Genomic DNA, 19,904 nt, shown 5'->3' on the forward strand with positions numbered 1-19,904 from the left:
GCCAACTTGGCGTTTGTGCGAATGCGCTTGACCCGATTAACAATAAGGCCCAAAGCAATAGGGTGAAAAGGTAATTCATTAAAGGTCAGACAAAAACCAAGGTGGTGGAATAGCACTGCTGGTAAATATAGCAACTCGTTATGTTTAAAGTAATTCAAACAAAAACGCCCCGACCAACCGGCCGGGGCGTTCCCATTTTCAGCAATTAAGTCCGCTTAATCCACCAGCACGGCGCGGCCGCTTTCCACGTCCTGCTCCACGGCTTTGTACTTCACGTCGCGCACCACGCGGCCGTCCATGTACTGCACGTTCACCTTGTCGTTGCGGTTGGCCACTTTCTGGCTGCGCACGGGCACCTGCTTTTCGGCGGGCAGGTCCTGCGGGCCCATGTCTTCGGGGCCGGCGCCGAGCGAATCGAGGTTGCTTTCGTGCTCCACGGTGAAGTTGGTTTGCTGCTCCTCGTCTTCGAGGTAGTAGTCCTGCTCCTCGTTGGTGCCCACGGCACCTTGCTGCACCGGCACGTCGGCGTGGAAGAGGAAGGTGGTGGTTTCCTCGTTCACCTTGGCAATCATGCGCTTAAATAGCTCGAAGCTCTCGAACTTGTACACCAGCAGCGGGTCTTTCTGCTCGTACACCGCGTTTTGCACCACCTGCTTCAGGTCGTCCATCTGGCGCAGGTGCTGGGTCCAGGCCGTGTCAATCACGCTCAGCACCACCACTTTCTCCATCTGGCGCAGAATGTCGTGGCCGCCGGTGGCCTGGGCGCGGCGCAGGTTGGCAATGGCCTGCACCTGCTTCTTGCCGTCGGTGAAGGGCACGGCAATGTTCTCGTAGGGCGAGCCGTTGCTCAGCAGGTCGTTCACCAGCGGCAGGTTGGTGGCCGCGATGTGCTCGTTCTTGCTCTGGAAGTAGCCCAGGGCTTCGTCGTACAGCTTCTGGGTAAGGGCCGGCAGTTGCAGGCTGCTCAGGTCCTGCGCCGTCAGGAAGGTGTCGTAGCCAAACACCTTGATGACGTTGAGCTTGAAATCCTCGAAGTCGCCCGTGATTTTGTGGCCGCTGGCGATGTCCTCACTCACGTCGTAAATCATGTTGAGGATGTCGACTTCCATGCGGTCGCCGTGCAGGGCGTTGCGGCGGCGCTTGTACACCACTTCGCGCTGGGCGTTCATCACGTCATCGTACTCCAACAGGCGCTTGCGCGTGCCGAAGTTGTTTTCCTCCACTTTCTTTTGGGCGCGCTCAATGGAGTTGGTAATCATCGAGTGCTGAATCACTTCGCCCTCTTCCATGCCCATGCGGTCCATCAGCTTCGCAATCCGGTCGGAGCCGAACAGACGCATCAGGTTGTCCTCCAGGCTCACGAAGAACTGCGAGGTGCCCGGGTCGCCCTGGCGGCCGGCGCGGCCCCGCAACTGGCGGTCGACGCGGCGGCTTTCGTGGCGCTCGGTGCCGATGATGGCCAGGCCGCCCGCCTCGCGCGAGGTTTCGCGCAGCTTGATGTCGGTGCCGCGGCCGGCCATGTTGGTGGCGATGGTCACGGTGCCGGGGTAGCCGGCGGCGGCCACAATCTCGGCTTCGCGCTGGTTCTGCTTGGCGTTGAGCACCTGGTGCTGGATGCCGCGCAGCTTGAGCATGCGCGACATCAACTCAGAGATTTCTACGGAAGTCGTACCTACCAGCACCGGGCGGCCGGCTTCCACCAGCTTCTGGATTTCCAGGGCCACGGCGTTGTATTTCTCACGCACCGTCTTGTACACCTGGTCATCGGAGTCTTTGCGGCTGATGGCGCGGTTGGTCGGAATCACCACCACGTCGAGCTTGTAGATTTCCCAGAACTCGCCGGCCTCGGTTTCAGCCGTGCCGGTCATGCCGCCCAGCTTGTGGTACATGCGGAAGTAGTTCTGCAGCGTCACCGTAGCGTAGGTCTGCGTCGCGTCTTCCACACGCACGTTTTCCTTGGCCTCGATGGCTTGGTGCAGGCCGTCGGAGTAGCGGCGGCCTTCCATCACGCGGCCGGTTTGCTCGTCCACGATTTTCACCTTGCCGTCGTCGGTCAGGATGTACTGGTCGTCCTTCTCGAAGAGCGTATAGGCCTTCAGCAGCTGGTTCACGGTGTGCACCCGCTCGCTCTTCTCGTTGTAGTCGCTCATCAGCTTGTCTTTCTGCTGGAGCTTCTCCTCGGCCGAGAGGGCGGCGTTTTTCTCGATGTCGGCAATGGCCATGCCGATGTCGGGCATGATAAACAGCTGCGGGTCTTCGCCCTGCGCCGTAATCAAATCCAGGCCTTTTTCGGTCAGCTCAATCTGGTTGTTCTTCTCATCAATGGTGAAGAACAGCGGCTCGTCGGCCTTGGGCATCTGGCGCGAGTTGTCGGCCAGGTAGTGGTTTTCGGTGGCTTGCAGCACCGCCCGGATACCGGGCTCCGACAGGTACTTAATGAGCGGCTTGCTCTTGGGCAGGCCGCGGTGCGCGCGGAACAGCATGAGGCCGCCCACGCCGTTTTTGTCGCCTTCCTCCACGCCGGTTTTGCCTTCGGCGATGAGCTTACGGGCCTGCACCAGGTAGTTCTGCACCACCTTCTTCTGCTCATCCACGAGGCGCTGAATGCGCGGCTTGAGCTGGTAGAACTCGTGCACGTCGCCGCGCGGCACCGGGCCCGAGATGATGAGCGGCGTCCGCGCATCGTCAATCAGCACGGAGTCCACTTCGTCCACCATGGCGTAGTGGTGCTTGCGCTGCACCAGCTCCTCGGGGTCGCGCGCCATGTTGTCGCGCAGGTAGTCGAAGCCGAATTCGTTGTTGGTGCCGTAGGTGATGTCGGCTTGGTAAGCGTTGCGGCGCTCCGGCGTGTTGGGTTGGTGCTTATCGATGCAGTCCACGGTAATGCCGTGGAACTCGAAAAGCGGCGCGTTCCATTCCGAGTCGCGCTTGGCCAGGTAGTCGTTGACGGTAACGAGGTGCACGCCGCGCTTCGACAGCGCGTTGAGGAACGACGGCAGCGTCGAAACCAGCGTCTTGCCCTCACCCGTGGCCATTTCGGCAATTTTGCCCTGGTGCAGCACCACACCACCAATCAGCTGCACGTCGTAGTGCACCATGTCCCAGGTGATTTCGGCGCCGGCAGCCGTCCATTTGTTGGCCCAGATGGCCTGGTCGCCCACAATCTGGCAGTTAGGGTGCGTGGCGGCGTATTCGCGGTCGTGGGCGTTGGCCGTCACCACCAGTTGGCCGTTTTCCTTGTAGCGGCGGGCCGTGTCCTTCACGATGGCGAAAGCCTGCGGCAGCACCTCCAGCAGCACGGCTTCGAGGTCTTTGTTGCGCTGTTTTTCCAGCGCGTCAATCTGCTCGAAGATGGCTTCTTTGGAGGCCACATCGAGTTGGGGCTGGCTGTCGATTTGCTGGTGCAGGCCGCCAATCTGCCCATCGAGGCCGGCGAGGCGCTCGGCAATGCGGGCGCGCACGGCGTCGGTCTGCTCGCGGAGCTGGTCGTCGGTGAGGCCGGCCAGTTTGGCATATTCGGCATTAATCAACGCCACGTAAGGCGTGATTTCTTTCAAGTCACGCTCTGCTTTGGAGCCGAATATTTTGGCGACGGTCTTGCCTAGGAAGTCAAACATCAGGTAGTATTTTAGCGAATAGCGCCGGAGCGCACCCCAAATTTACGGAGGCTTCCGCTAAAACCGTCCCAAAAAGGAAATTGTGCCATGCTGGCATGATGTAGCGCGGACTCTGCGAGTCCGCGCATGGCAGAACGTTCGCCCGAGCGCGGACTCGCAGAGTCCACGCTACACTAGTACACGGTGATGCCCTATTTCCCGAATACAGCGGCTCAGCGCGTCTTCCAGCGACGGCAGCACCATTCCCTTCTCGCTCCGTAGCATGCTTTGCAGCGGCCGGGTCGCAGACAGGCCAAACGCAGCCATGGGCCGCGGCACCACGAAATCAGTCGAGAAGCCGGCCCGCTCGGCGGCCATTCGGGCTAATTCGGCCCACGTGCAGGCGCCATCGTTGGTAACGTGCCAGATGCCGCTGGCTTCATCCAGAAGCAGGTCCAGGGACGTATTCACCAAATCGGGCACGTAGGTGGGCGAGATGCGCACATCATCGGCTGCTTCGAAGCGTTGCTTGTCGCGGGCCGCTTCCAGGGCGAAATGCACGAAGTTGAAAGCATCCCAGCCGCTGAAAAAGGCACTGGTGCGCACCACCAGCGCCTGCGGGTGCACGGCCAGCACGCGCTGCTCGGCAGCCAGCTTGCTGCGGCCGTACACATTCAGCGGGTTGGGCTTGGAGGACTCGGTGTAGGGTCCCTCCTGCTGCCCATCGAACACCAAATCCGACGAAAACGTGAGGAAAGGCAAGCCGCGTGCGGCACAGGCTGTGGCAAGTACCGAGGGGCCAGTTGCATTCTCGCTAAAGCACTGCCCCGCGTCACTTTCGGCCTCATCAACGCGCACGTAGCCGGCTGCATTCACCACGGCCCAGGGCCGAATGGTGTCGAGGGCTTTCTCCACCGAAACCGGGCTGATGATGTCCAGCTCGTCGCGGCCCAGCGCCACCGTAACCAAGCCGCGGGTGTGGCATATGCGGCCGAAGGCCCGGCCCAGCGTGCCGTTGGCCCCCGCAATCAGCAGGGGCCGGATATTTTCTTCAGGAACATGCTCAGGAACGAAATCAGGCCGCATAACGCAGTTTTTCTTTGGTGAGAGGCCGCACGTCTTTCAGCGTTTTAACCCGGCTGTGAGGCTGTGGCTCGATGGATTTAGCGGGCGCGGTGCTGGACTGGAAATGCACGCGGCCGGGGCGTTGCCACCAGCCCATGCTTTGCAGCACCGGATGCCCGAACGGCTGGCCGTGCGCCAGGCTGCGCACCAGCTTGGCCAGCAGCGTGGGGCGCAACTGCCCGCTGCGCACGTCGAAAACGCCGGTTTCGTAATGCCCGACGTTGCGGGTGAGCAGGCTGTTCCAGTCGAAGGCGCCAAACAGCGACCAAACCGTGACGGCGCGCACATCGGCCCCTTGCTCGCGGGCCTCCTGGGCCGATTCCCACACGTAGTGCAGCCAGCGCACCTGCTCCTCGCGCGTGCAGTTGAGGTGGGCCTCGGTGATGGAAACCGGGATGTTGTAGCGCTGCCAGGCTTGGAGCAGCAGGCTGGTCACGCCGGCCAGCGACACGCGGCCCACCCGCACGGCCTCGATGTCGGAATAGCGCTGCCTGCCATTGTCGGCCACGTGGCAAGGCCAGTAGTTGTCGACGGCCTCGTCCAGAAACCGCTCGCTCGTGAGGTAGTGGTTCAGGCCCAGCACATCGGGCGGGCAGGGGTTGTCGAGCCAGCTTTGCAGCTCGGCTTCGGTGGCGCCGTGCTGGCGCAGGTAATGCCAGAAAAAATGTGAGGGATTGACGCGGCCGCACAGAATGTCGAAGCTCAACCAGCGGCGGTGGTTTTCGAAATTGGCCTGGTAGCGCATGGCAGGCGTGCTGTGCACCTGGGCCAAGTCCTCGGTTTGCACCAGTTGGGCGTGCGGAATGATTTCGCGGATGGCCGCCATAGCCTGCCGGGTAGCATCGAGTTGGTTGAGCAGGGCGCGCACGAAGGTGCGGTCGTCGGTGGTATGTGGGTACCAGTGGCCGTAGAGGGCGCTGAAGCGGGCCGTGGTCAGCGGCTCGTTCACGGGCGTGAAGTGCGTGAGCCAGGGGTAGCGCCGGGCCACATTGGCCGCGTGCAGGGCCAGGCCCGGAGCAAAGCTGTCTTCGTGCAAAGCCGTGTGGCGGGGGCCGCTGCCGTGGTGCACCAGGCCAATAATAGGGTTGATGCCCAGCTCACGCAAGCGCGGCAGGCGGGCATCGGCCCAACTCCAGTCGCAGGCGTCGGGGTTGTCGGGGCAGGTGTGCTCCCACAGCACGGGGTAGCGCAGGGTTTTCAGGCCGAGGTCGGCCAGGGCGTCGAGGTCCGACACCCGGTCCCAATGGCCGCTGCGGCTGAGTTGGTCCGAGTAGGTGTCGCCCACGCGGCAGTGGCTGCACTCGACGCCGCCCCATAGTTCAAGTCGATTCATAGCAATGGGAATAGGTAGAACAATGGCTCGAAATAGCGTTCAGCTTGGTTCGGGCTTAAATCAAACTGCCACCCCAACGCAGATGCGCGGGGTGGCAGCTTGGGCTTGGAAAGGCGGAATTCTTGGTTTCTATTCCTGTTTCGGCGAGCGGCTTACCAGCTTCTCAACCAAAGCAGTGCTGCCCGAGATGGCCGGACGAACGGGCTTGGCGGCGTCTTCTTTCTCTGTCAGCTTTTTGTAAAGCGTCAGGGCCTGGGCCACTACCTGGTCCATGTTGTAGTACTTGTAGGTAGCGAGGCGGCCCACGAAGTGCACATTCGGCGTCTCATCGGCCAGCTTCTTGTACTTGTTGTACAGCTCGGCGTTTTCCGGCATTGGAATGGGGTAGTACGGGTCGCCTTCGGCTTGCGGGTACTCGTACACGATGGCCGTCTTGGGGTGGTCCTGGCCGGTAAGGGCTTTGAACTCCGTGATGCGGGTGTAGGGGTGCTCGTTGGGGTAGTTCACCACAGGCGCGGCCAGGTGCTTCTCCTTGTTCAGCGTCTCGTGCTTGAACTCGAGCGAGCGGTAGGGCAGCTTGCCGAACTTGTAGTCGAAATACTCATCCACCGGGCCGGTGAAAATCATTTCCTTGAAGGGAATGAAGTCGATTACCTCGTGGTAGTCGGTGTTCAGCATCACCTTGATGTTCGGGTGGTTGAGCATGTTCTCAAACATCCGGGTGTAGCCGTGCAGGGGCATGGCCTGGTAGGTGTCAGTGAAATACCGGTCGTCGCGGTTGGTGCGGGTAGGCACGCGCGAGGTCACCGACTTATCCAGCTGCGAGGGGTCGAGGCCCCACTGCTTGTTGGTGTAGTTCTTGAAGAACTTGTTGTACAGCTCGCGGCCGACTTTGCTCACCACCACGTCTTCCGACGTTTTGATGACCGGCACCGCCTCGGCCACCGAAGCGAAGAATTCTTCCACTTCAAAGCTGGTCAGGTTCAGGCCGTAGAGCTTGTTGATGGTATCGAGGTTGATGGGCATCGGCACGTGCTGGCCGTCGACCGAAGCGAGCACACGGTGCTCGTAAGGACGCCAGTCGGTGAAATTGCCCAGGTAATCAAATACGTCCTTCGAATTGGTGTGAAAGATGTGCGGACCATACTTATGCACCAGAATGCCGTCCTCGTTGTAATGGTCGTAAGCGTTGCCAGCAATGTGGCTGCGCTTGTCAATCACGAGGACTTTTTTGTTGCTGCGGGTGGCCAGCCGTTCGGCAAGCACACTGCCGGCAAAACCGGCCCCAACGATGAGGTAGTCGAACATAGTGCAGGGGTATGGAATGTGGTAAGGAAGGAATTATTTGAAGGGATGTATACGGGAGGGGCTTGCTAAGCGGGCGTGACCGGGGGCAGCTCGACCTCCGATACTTTGGTGGCAACCAGCGGCTGGCTGGTTCCGACGGTGGTGGAGGCGTCGTCTTTTTTGGCGGCGAGGCGGTCCTGCATCAGGTCCACCATTTGTTGCCAGGTCTGGTCCCAGGAGATGGTGGCCAGGTAGTCGTCGGTGCGCTTCCGCCAGTCGGCATCTTCGCGCTGGGTGAGGGCCTTTTCGATGGCCTTGCCGAAATCGGCCGCGTTGTCGGCAATTTGAACGAGGTTCAGGTCGCCGTAGGGCCGCACCACGTCGCGGATGGGCGTGCTCACCACGGGGTTGCCGGCGGCGAGGTACTCGGGGGTCTTGGTGGGCGAAATGAACTTAGTGCTTTCGTTGTCGGCGAAGAGCAGCGTTGCCACATCCCAACCTTTTAAATAGGAAGGCAGTTCCTTGTAGTCCTTACCGCCGAGGTAATGCACATTGGCCGTGCGCGGTAGCGTGGCGGGGTCAATCTTGACTACCGGCCCGATGATGACAAATTGCCACTCCGGGTGCGCCTGTGACAGTTGGCGCAGCAACTCTATGTCGAGCCGCTCATCTACCACGCCGAAGAAGCCGATGCGCGGGTGCGCAATGCCGGCCTGGTCGGCAGGCTCGGCCAGCGGGCCGCGGGCCTGACCGAAGTGGGCCTTGTCGATGCTGCTGGGGAAGGGGTGCGCGTCGGGGTGCTGCTCGCGCTTCGACTCGTAGAGGGTGTGGCCGCCGGTGAATACCAGGTCGGCTTTGGTGAAGAGTTCCAGCTCGCGCTTTTTCAGCTCGGGCGGGGCAAACTTGAAGGCTGCCAACTCGTCCATGCAATCGTACACGGTGAGCTTGGGCGTGAACTGGCGCGACTTGCCGAGGGCCATCGGCGTGTAGTACCAGAAAATGTAGTTTGTAACGCCTTGTTCGTTAAAATAGTGGCTTAGAACTTCAAATTGGGCTTGGTCGGCGGCGGTTTCGTCGGCGCGGAGGCGTTGGGGCAAATGCACCACCACCACCTTCACGCCGTTGTCGCGGTTTTTGATTTCAACGTGCGGCTCAATCAGGTCGTCGTTGTGGTAAAAAGCATCTTCGACGTAAAAAACCCGGCCGTGCTGGGCAAAACGCGAGAGCAGATGCTGCGGGCGTTGCCAAACAAAATCCCAATGCAGGTGTGCGAAGCAAACCAAATCGGGCAGGGTGTAAGCAGTAGGGGTTTCGGCGGCTGAGTCGCTGGGCCGGGCAGCGTTGGCAGAAGCGCGCAAAGGCGTTTCCACCGTCGAAGAAGGTGGCATGAAAGTGTAGCAGGAAGAAAAGGAGTTTCGCGCCGTGCCGGAATAGTGCAGGGAAAACCCGTCCGGGGTGCTTGCCTTCTTATACGTGGCCCCCGGTAAAAGGATATAGCTGCCCGGAGTTCGGCTCAGCCAACACTACTACTCATCAAATCTTCATTTTACATACGCGCAGCCCTATTCCGATGTTCATTGCGCTACAACAAACACTGCCATTCCACCGCGTCGGCCCACCCGCCGGGGGTGCGCAACCACTCTTGCCGGGTGCCCACCTGTCGAAAACCTGCTGCTTGGAACAGCCTCATACTTGCGCCATTAGTATGCTCTACCGTAGCATAAATCTGGTGCAAGCGCAGCACCTCACGCGCATGTTTTTTCAACAGTTCGAGCGCCTGTTGAGCGTAGCCACGCCGCCGCTCGCTGGCCAGAATGGTGATGCCCACACCGGCCCTTTGGTGTAGCGGGTCGTAGTCGAAAAGGTCGACCACGCCCACCGGTAGCCCATTAATTTCAGTATTAACCACCTGCCGCAGCTGCCGCACTACGTAGAAATCCGCAGATGCATGAGCCAAATACTCACGCAAGGCGTGCCGCGACACCGGCGCCAAGGTATCCGACACGCCCCAAATGTCCCGGTCATTCTCCAATTCATAGAGAAAGTCAAGGTCATCTGGCTCAAGTGCGCGGAGACAAGTCATTGTTTATAATAACTATTTAGCAAAAACGTCATATTGAGCAGCTACTCAGTATGACGCCCTGAATTCTTTATTCCACTTCGCCGCTGAACACCCGCTTGGCCGGACCACTTAGCCACACGTTGGTGAAGCCGCCATCGGCCCGGTGGTCAAAAGACACTTCCAGCTCACCGCCCATGGTTTGCAGGCGCACGGGCGATGCCGCGCCGCGCTGAGAAGCGGCCAGCGCCACGGCCGTGACGCCGGTGCCGCAGCTCAGGGTTTCGTTTTCGACGCCGCGCTCGTAGGTGCGCACGGGCCAGGCGTGGGCGGGGTCGGCGGGCACTTCCACGAAGTTGACGTTGGTGCCGGCGGGGTCGTAGGCCTGGTCGTAGCGGATGTCGTGGCCGGCGCTGTACACGTCGAACTCAGCCAGCTTGTGGCCTTCTTCGGGGTCGAGGAAGTGGACGTGGTGGGGCGAACCGGTGTGCAGGAATACGTCACCCTCCTCCCCTACCTCGGCTTCGATGGCGGGGTTCACGTCAATCATTCGGAGGCGCACGGTGCCGTCGGCCTCGATGCGGGCATCGTGGGGGCCATCCACGGCCAGGAAGTGGGCTTGGTCGCCGATGAGGCCGAGAAATTTCGCGAAAGCCACGGTGCAGCGGCCGCCGTTGCCGCACATGGAGCTGGGCCGGCCATCGGCGTTGAAGTACACCATTTCAAAATCGAAATCCGGCTTGTTGCGCAGCAGAATCAGCCCGTCGGCGCCAATACCAAAGCGGCGGTCGCAGAGGCGGGCAATGAGGGGCTGGTTGGTTTCGTCGAAGGTGCGTGCGCGGTCGTCAATCATGACGAAGTCGTTGCCGGTGCCCTGGTATTTGTGGAAGTGCATTTGTTGATTTTAAGCCTGCAAAATTAGCGCGCTCCCACAGGCTTTTGGTTGTCCTGTTTGCCTGTGGTGTCCTACCGGTGCTCCCGCTCATACGCCAAACCCCGGTATTTCATGCGGCGCTCCCAGTGCTTGCGCTTGGGGGCGATGCTGCCGCGCAGGTGCTTTTCGATGACCAGGGCCGCGACCGGAGCGGCTTCCGTGGCCCCGAAACCGGCGTTTTCGAGGTACACGGCAATGGCAATTTTGGGGTTGTTGGCGGGCGCGAAGGCGACGAAGGTGGCATGGTCGTCGCCCTCGTCGTTTTGCACGGTGCCGGTTTTGCCGGCAATGGTGATGCCCACATCGGCCAGGTTGGAGGTGGCGGCGGTGCCGCCGCGCTGCATCACGGCCATCATGCCGGGCACCAAGGCTTCGAAGTTGGCACTGTCGATGAGGGTGTGGTGCTTTTCGAGAAAGCGCGGCAGCGGGCCGCTACTGCCCACGCTGCGCACAAAATGCGGCGTGTAGTACCAGCCCCGGTTGGCGATGATGGCCATCATATTGGCCATTTGCAGGCCGGTGAGGTTGATTTCGCCCTGCCCTACGCTTAGCGAGTAGATGGAGCGAAACTTCCAGTAGCGGGTGCGCCGGGCCTTGTCGTAGAAGGCCGGCGTGGGCAGGAAGCCGGCCTGCTCGCGGGGCAAATCGACGCCCAGCAGCGTGTCGAGGCCGAAGGACTTGGCGTAGCGCTGCCAGGCGGCCAGGTTGCGGTGGCGGGCGGTGGTGGTGTCGGCCACCAGGCTATCGGGCACGTGCTCGATGAGCTTGCGCATCACCTGGTAGAAATAAGGGTTGCAGCTGTATTGCAGGGCCAGGGTCAGGTTGCGGGGCACCGGGTGGTGGTGCACGCAGTTGATGAGCGACTGGTCGCAGCGGAACCCGGTGGTGGGCTGGATGGCCCCGAGCTGCAGGGCCACGGCTGCGTTCACCAGCTTGAACACCGAGCCGGGCGGGTTGGCCAACGTGGCCGAGCGGTTGAGCAAGGGCATGTCTTCGTTGTAGAGCAGCTTGTTGCGCGTGCCGGCGCGGTCGGGCGCGGTGAGGACGCCGGGCGCGAAGGTGGGGGCCGACACAGCCGCCAGCACTTCGCCGGTGCGCGGGTCGAGGGCCACGAGGTAGCCCTTGCGGCCCGCCAGCAGCTTTTCGGCGTAGGCCTGCAAGTTGGCATCAATGGTCAAATGAATGTCCTGCCCCTGCTGGAAAGCCGTGTCGGTGGCCCAGGTGCCGTGGGGCTGGCCCAGCGTGTCGACGAGTGGGTGGGCGTAGCCGCGGTGGCCGTTGAGGAGGCCGTTGTAGTAGGTTTCGACGCCACCGTTGCGCACGCGGTAGAACCGGCCGCGGCGGTAGCGCTGAATCAGGCTCAGGAAGGACTGGGCGTTGCTGTAGGCGTAGCCCAGCACCGGCGCGCCCGTGCTGGTGGTGTAGCTGCGCAGGGTGCGCTGCTCCAGCTTCAGCATGGGCCAGTCTTTTTGGTTGTCCTGAATTTTTTGGGCCTCGGCGTTGGTCAGCAGCAGCTTCACGCCGCCTTTGGGGCGGGCGCCTTCGTAGGGCAGGGCGGCTTCGATGCGGCGCCAGAGCAGGCTGTCGCGCCAGCCGAGCAGGCTGCTGAGCTTGAGCGAATCGAGGGGCGGGCGCTGGGGCAGCGTGAGCACGTACACGGGCCGCGTGGCGATGAGCACCGAGTCATTGCGGTCGAGCACGCGGCCGCGGCGCAGCGGCTCGGTAGAGGCAAGGCGGCGCGGCGTGAGCGGCCCGAACGTGGAATCCTGCACGGGCGGCGGTGCCCCTGCCTCCTGCCCCGGTGAGGAACAGGCATTGAGCAGCAGCGCCAAAACCAGGAGCAAGGTTTTCCAGGGAAGAGCTTTTTGCATCGGGTAAAGCTAGGGAATCAGAAGTAGGTAGGCGCGCGCTCTTCGATCAACTGGCAGGCACACCGCTTGAATACATCTGCAAAAAGGATAAGTAATTATTTCTGGTTAAGCTTATATATTTAGCCCTCCTTTCTCTTCTACCATGCCTTACGTCGACTACCGCAAGCTCTTCAGCCCCGAACGGCCTTCTGCAGCCGTGCGTTTGCTGCGGAGCCAGAACGCGCCGCTGGTGCTATGCTTCCTACAACAGAGCTTCAAGGCTGGCAACTACTCGCCGGTGCTGGCGAGCGAGGAGCTGGCCCGGGACTTGGCTGAGTTTTTAGAAACCGAGCAAGCCGGCGACGCCGAGGAGGGCGACCTGACCACGCTGGGCCTCCCCTACGACGAACAAGCCGCGCAGCTGCTGAAGAAATGGGTGCGCCACGGCTACCTCACCCTCTACACCGACGAGCACGGCACCGACCAGCACACTCTCACGCCCGAACTGGAAAGCGTGCTCGACTGGGTGCATTCGCTGCTCGACAAGCCGGCTCACGTGGGCACCGAATCCCGGTTTCTGGACATTATGCACAAGCTGCGCGAGCTGGTGCAAAACTCCGACGACGACTGGCGCAATAAACTGGCGGAGTTGGAAAATCAGAAAAGCAACCTCGAAAAGCAAATTCGGGAGCTGAAGCTGAGTAAAACCGTGGTAACCTACGACGACGTGCAAATCACGGAGCGTTACCAGAACGTGAGCGGGCTGGCGCGCGGGCTGCTGCGCGATTTCCGGGAGGTGGAGGGCAATTTCCGGGAAATTACGCAACGAATTTACCAGCAGCAGTCGGCCGCCGGGCACACCAAGGGCAGCTTGCTTAGCTTGGCTCTCGATGCGCTCGATGCCCTGCGCGACACCCCCCAGGGCCGCAGCTTCTAGGCCTTTTACCAGCACCTCACCAACCCGCGCCAGAAAGCCGAGCTCGACCAGTTGGTGAAGCAGGTATTTGAGCTGTTGCAGGCGCGCGGGCTGGCCAATGGCGACGGCTTTCTGCGCAAAATCCGGTTTTACCTGCATGGCGAGGGGCAGAAGGTGAACGAGTCGTTTCACGCCTTAGCCCGCAAGCTGGAGAAAATAGTTTCGGAGAAAAACCTGCGTGAACGCCGCCGCTCGCTGGCCCTCATTCGGGACATTCGCCAGCTGGCGTTTGACGCCATGGAAGCCCCACCCGAAGACGCCGTGTTTCTGGAAATCGACGGGAGGGCTGATTACCAGGCCAGTGAGCTGCGGGAGCTTGTGGCGCTGGAGGAGCGCGAAAGCGGCATCGTGGCCCGGCCACTGGCGGTGGCGCGGCAGGAAGAAGCCGATTTTGTGCCGCTGCTGGGGCCGCGCGTGGTGGAGAAGGCGGTGCTGTTGGCCAACATCGACCAGTTGCTGCGCGCCCGGCCGCAAGTGAGCCTGCGCCAGGTGGTGGACGCCCACGCCCTGCAACACGGCCTGGCCGAGCTGATGACCTACGGCAGCATTGCCGCCGCCTCCGACAAGCACCTGCTCAACGACCAGCGCACCGAGGTTTTCGTGCTCGGGCCGGGGCGGGCCTGCGAGTTTCCCGAAATCATTTTCTGCCGCTAGCCTTTCTACTTTATGCCCAAACCTTACGCCTCGCTGCTCATCAAGCTGCTGCAAACGCACGCGCTTTACTCCGACGACGACCCGCAGTACTGGCAGCAGTTACAGGACTATGAAGTGCCTGTGCGGGATTACTTCGAACAGATTGGCGTGAGCCTGGACTTGAACCGCGCCGAGGGCTACGCCCGCCTCACGCAGCCCGAGCCCGCCGAGGACGACCCGGCCCCGCCCCGGCGCCTGCTGCGCCGGGTGGGCCTCAGCTACGAGCAAAGCTTGCTGTGTGTGGTGCTGCGCGAGTGGCTGGAGGAGCACGAAGCCAGCGCCCAAACCACCACCCGCCGGCTGTTTGCCACCCGCGCCGAAATCCGGGAGCGGGTGGAGCTTTTTTTCAATCAGCCTACCAACCGCAAGGCCTGGCTCGGTAAGCTGGACGCCGTGGTGGAAAAGCTGGAGCTGCACGGCCTGCTGAAGCTGCATCAGCGCGACGACAACCAGCCCGACCAGACGAAATACGAGGTTAAAGCCCTGCTCAAGGCCAAAATCAGCCTGGAGAAACTCGAAGAATTTAAAGAAAAGCTGCTCCGCCATGCTGAATCTGTTTGATGAGCTGACCGGGCCGGCGGGCTACCGCCTCCGCCGCCTGCAGGCGTTCAACTGGGGCACGTTTCACGAGGGCAGCACGCAGAACGACATCTGGGAGCTGAAGCCCGATGGGGAAAACACGCTGCTGACGGGCGCCAACGGCTCGGGCAAAACCACCCTCGTGGATGGGCTGCTGGCCTTGCTGGTACCGCCCACGAAGCGGTTTTTCAACCAATCGTCGGGGGCGCAGAAACGGACCGACCGCAGCGAGGAATCGTACGTGGAGGGCCACTACGGCCGCACGCAGGGCGATGAGCAGCAGAAGTCGCGGGTGGAGCAGCTGCGCAAGCGCAGCGACAACCCGTATTCCATCATTCTGGGCGTGTTTGCCAACGCCCAAAGCCTGCCCGTGACGCTGGTGCAGGTGCGCTGGTTCAGCAGCGCGGGCCTGCAGCGCCGCTACCTGGTGGCCAAGGCCGAGCTTAACATCGCTGAACACATTCAGTTCAGCACCAGCGGGCAATGGGTGAGCCAGCTGAAAAAGAAGTTCCCAGACCGCGTGGTGGAAGAATTCGACAGCTTTCCGCGCTACGCCGACAAATTCCGGCAGCTGTTTGGGATGCGCAGCGACAAGGCGCAGACCCTGTTCAACCAAACCGTGGGCATGAAGGTGCTGGGCGACCTGGACGAGTTCATTCGCACCAACATGCTGGAAGAGAGCACCGCGCAGGCCGAATTTGACAAGCTGCTCGGCAACTACCAGACCTTGCTCACGGCCTACTGTGCCCTCGAAAAAGCCCGCGCTCAGCTCCAGCTGCTCCAGCCCGTGCACGAGCTGAGCGCTGAGTACGAGCAACTGCGGCAGACATTGCAGCAGCTGAAGGCGCAGCAGCGGCTGCTGGAGCCGTGGTTTGCCGGCCATCAGGTGGCGCTGTGGGACGACGAAACCGCGCGCCAGCACCGGGAGTTGGACCAGCTCATCGACCAGCTGGGACAGCAGGAAAAAGGTCACGATGCCACCAATGAGCAGCGCGTGGCCCTGGAAGTGCAGGTGGCCAACAACCAAGTGGCGCAGCAAATCCGCGACTTGAGCCGCGACATCAGCGACCTGACCAAAACAAAAAACGAGAAGGAAAAGAGCCTGCGCGGCTATAACACGCTGGCCCGCGGGCTGGGCCTGGTTGAGAACCCCGACGCGGGCACCTTCGCTGCCAACGTGGAGCAGGCGCTGGCCCTGCAACGGGAAGTGCGCCAGACCCGGCAGGACCTGGAGCAGCAAAAGCTGGACGACTACGCCCACCTAAAGGAGCAGCAGAAACGGCACACCGAGGTGCAGGCCGAGGTGGACCAGCTGGAAAGCAGCAAGGGCAAAATCACGCGTCGGCCGGCCGAAATCCGGCAGGAGATATTGGAAGCCGTGGGCGCCACGGAGGCTGAAATACCGTTTCTGGCCGAGGTGGTGCAGGTGAAACCCGATGAGCGCAAGGTGTGGAACGACGCCCTGGAGAAGCTGCTGCACAGCACCGGCCTGAGCTTGCTGGTGCCCGAGCGGCTGTATTCGGCGGTGCGGGCCTACGTGCACGAGCAGCGCGACCTGCGCGGCAAGGTGGTGTTTCACCGCGTGGAGCGCCGGGCGCCGCCTACTGTTTTTCAAAATGATGACTCGGTGTGGGGCAAGCTTGATCTTAATGACAAAAGCGAGTATGCCGCCTGGGCCGAGCACCACATTGCCAGCCGCTTCGACCACCTTTGTACCGAGGACGCGGCCAACTTTGAGCGGGCCGATAAGGCACTGCTACCTTCGGGCTTGGTGCGCAACAAAAACCGCCACGAGCGCGACGACAGCCGCCGCCAAGACCACATTCTAGGCTGGGACAACCGCGAGCTGCTGCGCGAGCGTACCCGCCAGGCCCGCGACCTGAGCGAGGCCATTGCCAAAGCCGAAGCCGGCCTGCGCCGCCTGAGCAAGGAAATTGCGCAGGCCGAGGACCGCGAAAAAGCGTGCGCCAACTTCCTGCTGGCCGAGCATTTCTCCAAAATCGACTGGCAGGCCGACGCATTCCAGATTCAGGCGCTGACCGACCGCCGCGATGCGCTGGAAAACGACAGCACCGCCCTGAAAACCATGCAGGAACAGCTGCGGACGCTGAAAACGGAGCTGCAAAAGCAGGCCGATGAAATCAAGGCAACCAACCAGCGGATTACACGCACGGAAGACTTGCTGAAAAGACTTCGGGATGAGCGACAAGCGGCCCGGCAACAACTGGACAGCTTCGACTCGGCCAACACGGCGGCCGACCTCGCCAGCCTGGACGAACCGACGCGGGAGTTGCGCGGCCGCCTCAGCTACGCGCAGTTTGCGGCCCAGAAAGAAGCGTTTGGGCAGGACATGGGCCGGCGCGTGTTCCGGCAGGACGAGCAGGTGCGGGCGCGGGCCAAGGAGATTTGCGAGGCGATGTACCGCTTTCTGCACCCCGGCCCGGCCGTCACGGCCAAGTTTACCGACTGGGAAAGCGACAACCGGGAACTGCGCCCCGAGATTGAGCGACTGGCCGAGTACGTGGACCGCTACGAGCACATCAAAAACGACAACCTAGCCGAGCTGGAAACCCGCTTTCACGACGAGTTCAAGCGGGGCGTGACCAAGGCCCTCAGCGACTTCGTGACCTCACTGGAGCAGCAGCACGACCTCATTTGCGAGACCATCGGGCAGATAAACGAGTCGTTGCGCGGCATCCCGTTCAACCTCAACCCCGACACCTACATCCAGCTGGAGCAAACCGACTCGACCGAGCCGCTGATTCATAAGTTTCGGCATGAGCAGCTGCGCAGCTGGCAGCCCGACTACACCGTGCACGGGCTGGCCAGCAACCAGCGCGAAATCGAGCTGGCTCACTTTGCCGAGGTCATTCAGCCCTTCATTCTGGAGCTGCGCGACCAGGAAAAGTGGCGGCAGTACGTCACCGATGTGCGCAACTGGTCACGCTTCAAAGCCCGCGAAAAATACCGACACGACGACACATCGAAGCAAGTGTACGAAAGTTCGGGTAGCCTGTCGGGCGGCGAAGGGGCGCAGCTGGCCTACACGGTGCTGGGGGCAGCCATTGCCTACCAGTTCGGCATCAACCGCGAATCGGGCGGGCACCGCTCGTTCCGGTTTATCGTGATTGACGAAGCCTTCAGCAAGCTAGACGAGGACAAGTCGGCCTACCTGCTCAAGCTCTGCGCCAGCCTGGGCCTGCAGCTGATGGTGGTGACGCCGCTGACCTCGCTGCATTTGCTCGAAAAAGACGTGCGCGTGATTCATTGGGTGACCAAAGCCAAGCAGGACAAGCGCCGCTCGGTGGTACGCGACATTCCCATTCGCGTGTATCAGGCCGAGAAGGAAGCCTTGCTCACGGCCGAAGCCAGCCATGATTAGTCTGCCCGAGTTGCGCGCCAAAGCCATGCGGCAGTACATGGCCGTGCTGCGGGCGCACCTGGAGGGCGAAAACATATTCCCGCTGCCAATCCGGGCCAGCAAGGCGCTGGACCGTACACAAGGCGGCGCTCATATCTATGAGCAACTAAAAGAACTAGTCGAGCACTCTAAAAACCGCACGGGTTCCGGCTATTGGCTATCCACCAAGCCCAACCGCAAGACCGGGCAGAGCGAAGTCAGCCGTATTGAATTTGAGACGCGGGCCGATTTTCTGGGTTTCATCGATAAGCAAACGGAGTTCGACCTGCTTGAAGCCAATGCCCGCCGCACCGCCAGCGAGGTGCCTGAGCTGCTGCCGCTGCTCCAACAAACGCCGCGCCTGCTGCTGGATAACCTCGCTGACTGGCCCGGCTTGCTCACGGTGTGCGCTTATTTCCAGGCAAACCCGCAGCCCAATGAGTACGTGCGCAGCCTGGAACTGCCGCTGCCCACCAAGTTTGTGGAGCAGCACCAAGTCGCCCTACGCCCGCTGCTCGACTGGCTGATTCCCAACTTCGTGCGAGCCGAGGAAACCGACTTTTTCCGGCGATTTCACCTCTTGCTGGAAGAGCCCGGCATCAAGGTGCGCTTTTTGGACGCGGCGCGGCGGCTGCACCCGGCCGTGTCGCAGTGCAGCGTGTGGGCCAGCGAGTTCCGACAGCTTAATCTGCCCGTGCGCCGGGTGTACATCATCGAAAACCTGACTTCTTTTCTGGCTTTTCCGCCGGTGGCGGAGGCGCTGGCCGTTTGGGGCGGCGGCTTTGCGGTGAGCCTGCTGGCCGGGGCCGACTGGCTGCGCGACAAGCCGCTTTTTTACTGGGGCGACCTTGACGTGCACGGTTTCCAGATTCTGGCGCAACTGCGGACGCATTTCCCGGCCGCGCAGTCGCTGCTGATGGATGTGGGCACGTTTGCGCGGTACCACGGCGGCGGCACGGGCGGCAATTTTATGCCCCAAATACTCCCCAACCTGACCAGTGCCGAGCAGCAGCTGTACCAAACCCTGCTGCAAACCAACGCCCGCTTGGAGCAGGAGCAGCTGCCGCCACGCTACGTGGCCGCCGCCGTGCAGGCCACGGTGTCGGGCGGCCGTTAGCAGCGCCCGCCCCGCCCCTACCTTTGCAGCCTGCTTATGTACGACTTCCTCACTACCTCGCCCTGGCCCGACTACGAGCTGATTGATTCCGGCAACTTCCAGAAGCTCGAACGCTTCGGCAAGTACGTGCTGGCCCGCCCCGAACCACAGGCCATCTGGGACCCACACCTGCCGCTGAAAGAGTGGGAAAAAGCCGATGCCGCCTTCGCCCGGGCCCCCGGCAGCACCGAAAAAGGCCAGTGGCGCCTCAAGCCCAGCATGCCCGAGCAGTGGGTGATTGCCTACGAGCGGCCCGATGGGCTGCGGCTGAAATTCCGCCTCGGCCTGTCGTCGTTTAAACACGTGGGGCTGTTTCCGGAGCAGGACCCCAACTGGCAGTTCATCTTTAACCAAACCAAAAAACGCCGTGCCAAGCTGCCGCGCGTGCTCAACCTGTTTGCCTACACTGGGGCCGCCACACTGGCCGCCCGCGCCGCCGGGGCCGACGTCACCCACCTCGACTCGGTGAAGCAGGTGAACTTCTGGGCCCGCGACAACATGGACGCCAGCCAGCTCGACGGCGTGCGCTGGCTGGTGGAAGACGCCATGAAGTACGTGCGGCGCGAGGTGAAGCGCGGCAGCAAGTACCAGGGCCTCATCCTCGACCCGCCCGCCTACGGCCGCGGCCCCAACGGCGAGAAGTGGCAGCTCGAAGACGAGCTGAACGAGATGCTCAAGCTCAGCCAGCAGCTCCTCGACCCGGAGGACCATTTCTTCGTGGTGAACCTGTACTCGCTGGGCTTCTCGGCCCTGATTCTCGACAACCTGACCACCGCTGTTTTCCCCGGCCCGAAGGCCGTGCGCGAGCTGGGCGAGATTTACCTGCACGACGCTGGCCAGCGGAAATTGCCGCTGGGCACGTTCTGCCGGTTTGCCAACTGATTTCTTCGGTCATTAAAACCGCCTTTCATCCTGA

12 protein-coding genes and 1 pseudogene are annotated in these 19,904 nt (G+C 61.8%); 5 read left to right on the forward strand and 8 right to left on the reverse strand.

What is annotated here, in order from left to right:
- Positions 1-215 precede the first annotated feature (215 nt).
- The 8 genes from secA to MTP16_RS01975 all read right to left on the reverse strand — a co-directional run bounded on the left by secA (position 216) and on the right by MTP16_RS01975 (position 12,205).
- The gene (secA, locus tag MTP16_RS01940) at positions 216-3,617 is read right to left on the reverse strand and encodes a preprotein translocase subunit SecA (protein ID WP_243515507.1); all 3,402 of its coding nucleotides are present in this window, start codon (positions 3,615-3,617) and stop codon (positions 216-218) included.
- A 168-nt stretch (positions 3,618-3,785) separates the two neighbouring features.
- Positions 3,786-4,682 (reverse strand): SDR family oxidoreductase, encoded by an 897-nt coding sequence (locus MTP16_RS01945; protein WP_243515510.1) that lies wholly within the window; start codon positions 4,680-4,682, stop codon positions 3,786-3,788.
- Positions 4,672-6,054 carry a family 1 glycosylhydrolase gene (locus tag MTP16_RS01950; protein WP_243515513.1) on the reverse strand — a complete coding sequence of 461 codons (1,383 nt, stop codon included), beginning with the start codon at positions 6,052-6,054 and terminating at the stop codon, positions 4,672-4,674. The genes MTP16_RS01945 and MTP16_RS01950 overlap by 11 nt, the downstream gene beginning before the upstream one ends.
- A gap of 129 nt (positions 6,055-6,183) precedes the next feature.
- Entirely contained in the window at positions 6,184-7,362 is a 1,179-nt protein-coding gene (glf, locus tag MTP16_RS01955; RefSeq protein ID WP_317244087.1) for a UDP-galactopyranose mutase, read from the reverse strand.
- 65 nt (positions 7,363-7,427) lie between these two features.
- Positions 7,428-8,729, reverse strand: a complete 1,302-nt coding sequence (locus tag MTP16_RS01960) for a glycosyltransferase family 1 protein (protein WP_243515517.1) — start codon at positions 8,727-8,729, stop codon at positions 7,428-7,430.
- A 194-nt stretch (positions 8,730-8,923) separates the two neighbouring features.
- On the reverse strand, positions 8,924-9,424 hold the full coding sequence (locus MTP16_RS01965) for a GNAT family N-acetyltransferase (protein ID WP_243515520.1): 501 nt from the start codon (positions 9,422-9,424) through the stop codon (positions 8,924-8,926).
- Between the two features lie 67 nt (positions 9,425-9,491).
- The gene (gene dapF / locus MTP16_RS01970) at positions 9,492-10,295 is read right to left on the reverse strand and encodes a diaminopimelate epimerase (protein WP_243515522.1); all 804 of its coding nucleotides are present in this window, start codon (positions 10,293-10,295) and stop codon (positions 9,492-9,494) included.
- Positions 10,296-10,366: 71 nt separating this feature from the next.
- Positions 10,367-12,205 carry a peptidoglycan D,D-transpeptidase FtsI family protein gene (locus tag MTP16_RS01975; protein ID WP_243515525.1) on the reverse strand — a complete coding sequence of 613 codons (1,839 nt, stop codon included), beginning with the start codon at positions 12,203-12,205 and terminating at the stop codon, positions 10,367-10,369.
- Between the two features lie 142 nt (positions 12,206-12,347).
- Between MTP16_RS01975 and MTP16_RS01980 the strand changes: the two are divergent.
- From MTP16_RS01980 to MTP16_RS02000, 5 genes and pseudogenes are all read left to right on the forward strand, one after another.
- Positions 12,348-13,814, forward strand: a pseudogene (locus tag MTP16_RS01980) (DUF3375 family protein).
- Between the two features lie 12 nt (positions 13,815-13,826).
- Complete coding sequence (locus MTP16_RS01985) at positions 13,827-14,414, forward strand: DUF4194 domain-containing protein (RefSeq protein WP_243515527.1); 588 nt, start codon at positions 13,827-13,829, stop codon at positions 14,412-14,414.
- The gene (locus tag MTP16_RS01990) at positions 14,398-17,814 is read left to right on the forward strand and encodes an ATP-binding protein (protein ID WP_243515529.1); all 3,417 of its coding nucleotides are present in this window, start codon (positions 14,398-14,400) and stop codon (positions 17,812-17,814) included. The genes MTP16_RS01985 and MTP16_RS01990 overlap by 17 nt, the downstream gene beginning before the upstream one ends.
- Positions 17,807-18,949 carry a Wadjet anti-phage system protein JetD domain-containing protein gene (locus tag MTP16_RS01995; RefSeq protein ID WP_243515530.1) on the forward strand — a complete coding sequence of 381 codons (1,143 nt, stop codon included), beginning with the start codon at positions 17,807-17,809 and terminating at the stop codon, positions 18,947-18,949. Before MTP16_RS01990 ends, MTP16_RS01995 begins: the two co-directional genes overlap by 8 nt.
- Before the next feature lie 36 nt (positions 18,950-18,985).
- Complete coding sequence (locus tag MTP16_RS02000) at positions 18,986-19,870, forward strand: class I SAM-dependent methyltransferase (RefSeq protein ID WP_243515531.1); 885 nt, start codon at positions 18,986-18,988, stop codon at positions 19,868-19,870.
- The last annotated feature ends 34 nt before the right edge of the window (positions 19,871-19,904 follow it).

The sequence above is a fragment of the Hymenobacter monticola genome (assembly GCF_022811645.1).
GTDB lineage: Bacteria > Bacteroidota > Bacteroidia > Cytophagales > Hymenobacteraceae > Hymenobacter > Hymenobacter monticola.

Coding starts and splice junctions, on each gene's coding strand:
- secA (WP_243515507.1), bottom strand. CDS start 3,617: ATGTTTGACTTCCTAGGCAAGACCGTCGCCAAAATATTCGGCTCCAAA.
- MTP16_RS01945 (WP_243515510.1), bottom strand. CDS start 4,682: ATGCGGCCTGATTTCGTTCCTGAGCATGTTCCTGAAGAAAATATCCGG.
- MTP16_RS01950 (WP_243515513.1), bottom strand. CDS start 6,054: ATGAATCGACTTGAACTATGGGGCGGCGTCGAGTGCAGCCACTGCCGC.
- glf (WP_317244087.1), bottom strand. CDS start 7,362: ATGTTCGACTACCTCATCGTTGGGGCCGGTTTTGCCGGCAGTGTGCTT.
- MTP16_RS01960 (WP_243515517.1), bottom strand. CDS start 8,729: ATGCCACCTTCTTCGACGGTGGAAACGCCTTTGCGCGCTTCTGCCAAC.
- MTP16_RS01965 (WP_243515520.1), bottom strand. CDS start 9,424: ATGACTTGTCTCCGCGCACTTGAGCCAGATGACCTTGACTTTCTCTAT.
- dapF (WP_243515522.1), bottom strand. CDS start 10,295: ATGCACTTCCACAAATACCAGGGCACCGGCAACGACTTCGTCATGATT.
- MTP16_RS01975 (WP_243515525.1), bottom strand. CDS start 12,205: ATGCAAAAAGCTCTTCCCTGGAAAACCTTGCTCCTGGTTTTGGCGCTG.
- MTP16_RS01985 (WP_243515527.1), top strand. CDS start 13,827: ATGCCCAAACCTTACGCCTCGCTGCTCATCAAGCTGCTGCAAACGCAC.
- MTP16_RS01990 (WP_243515529.1), top strand. CDS start 14,398: ATGCTGAATCTGTTTGATGAGCTGACCGGGCCGGCGGGCTACCGCCTC.
- MTP16_RS01995 (WP_243515530.1), top strand. CDS start 17,807: ATGATTAGTCTGCCCGAGTTGCGCGCCAAAGCCATGCGGCAGTACATG.
- MTP16_RS02000 (WP_243515531.1), top strand. CDS start 18,986: ATGTACGACTTCCTCACTACCTCGCCCTGGCCCGACTACGAGCTGATT.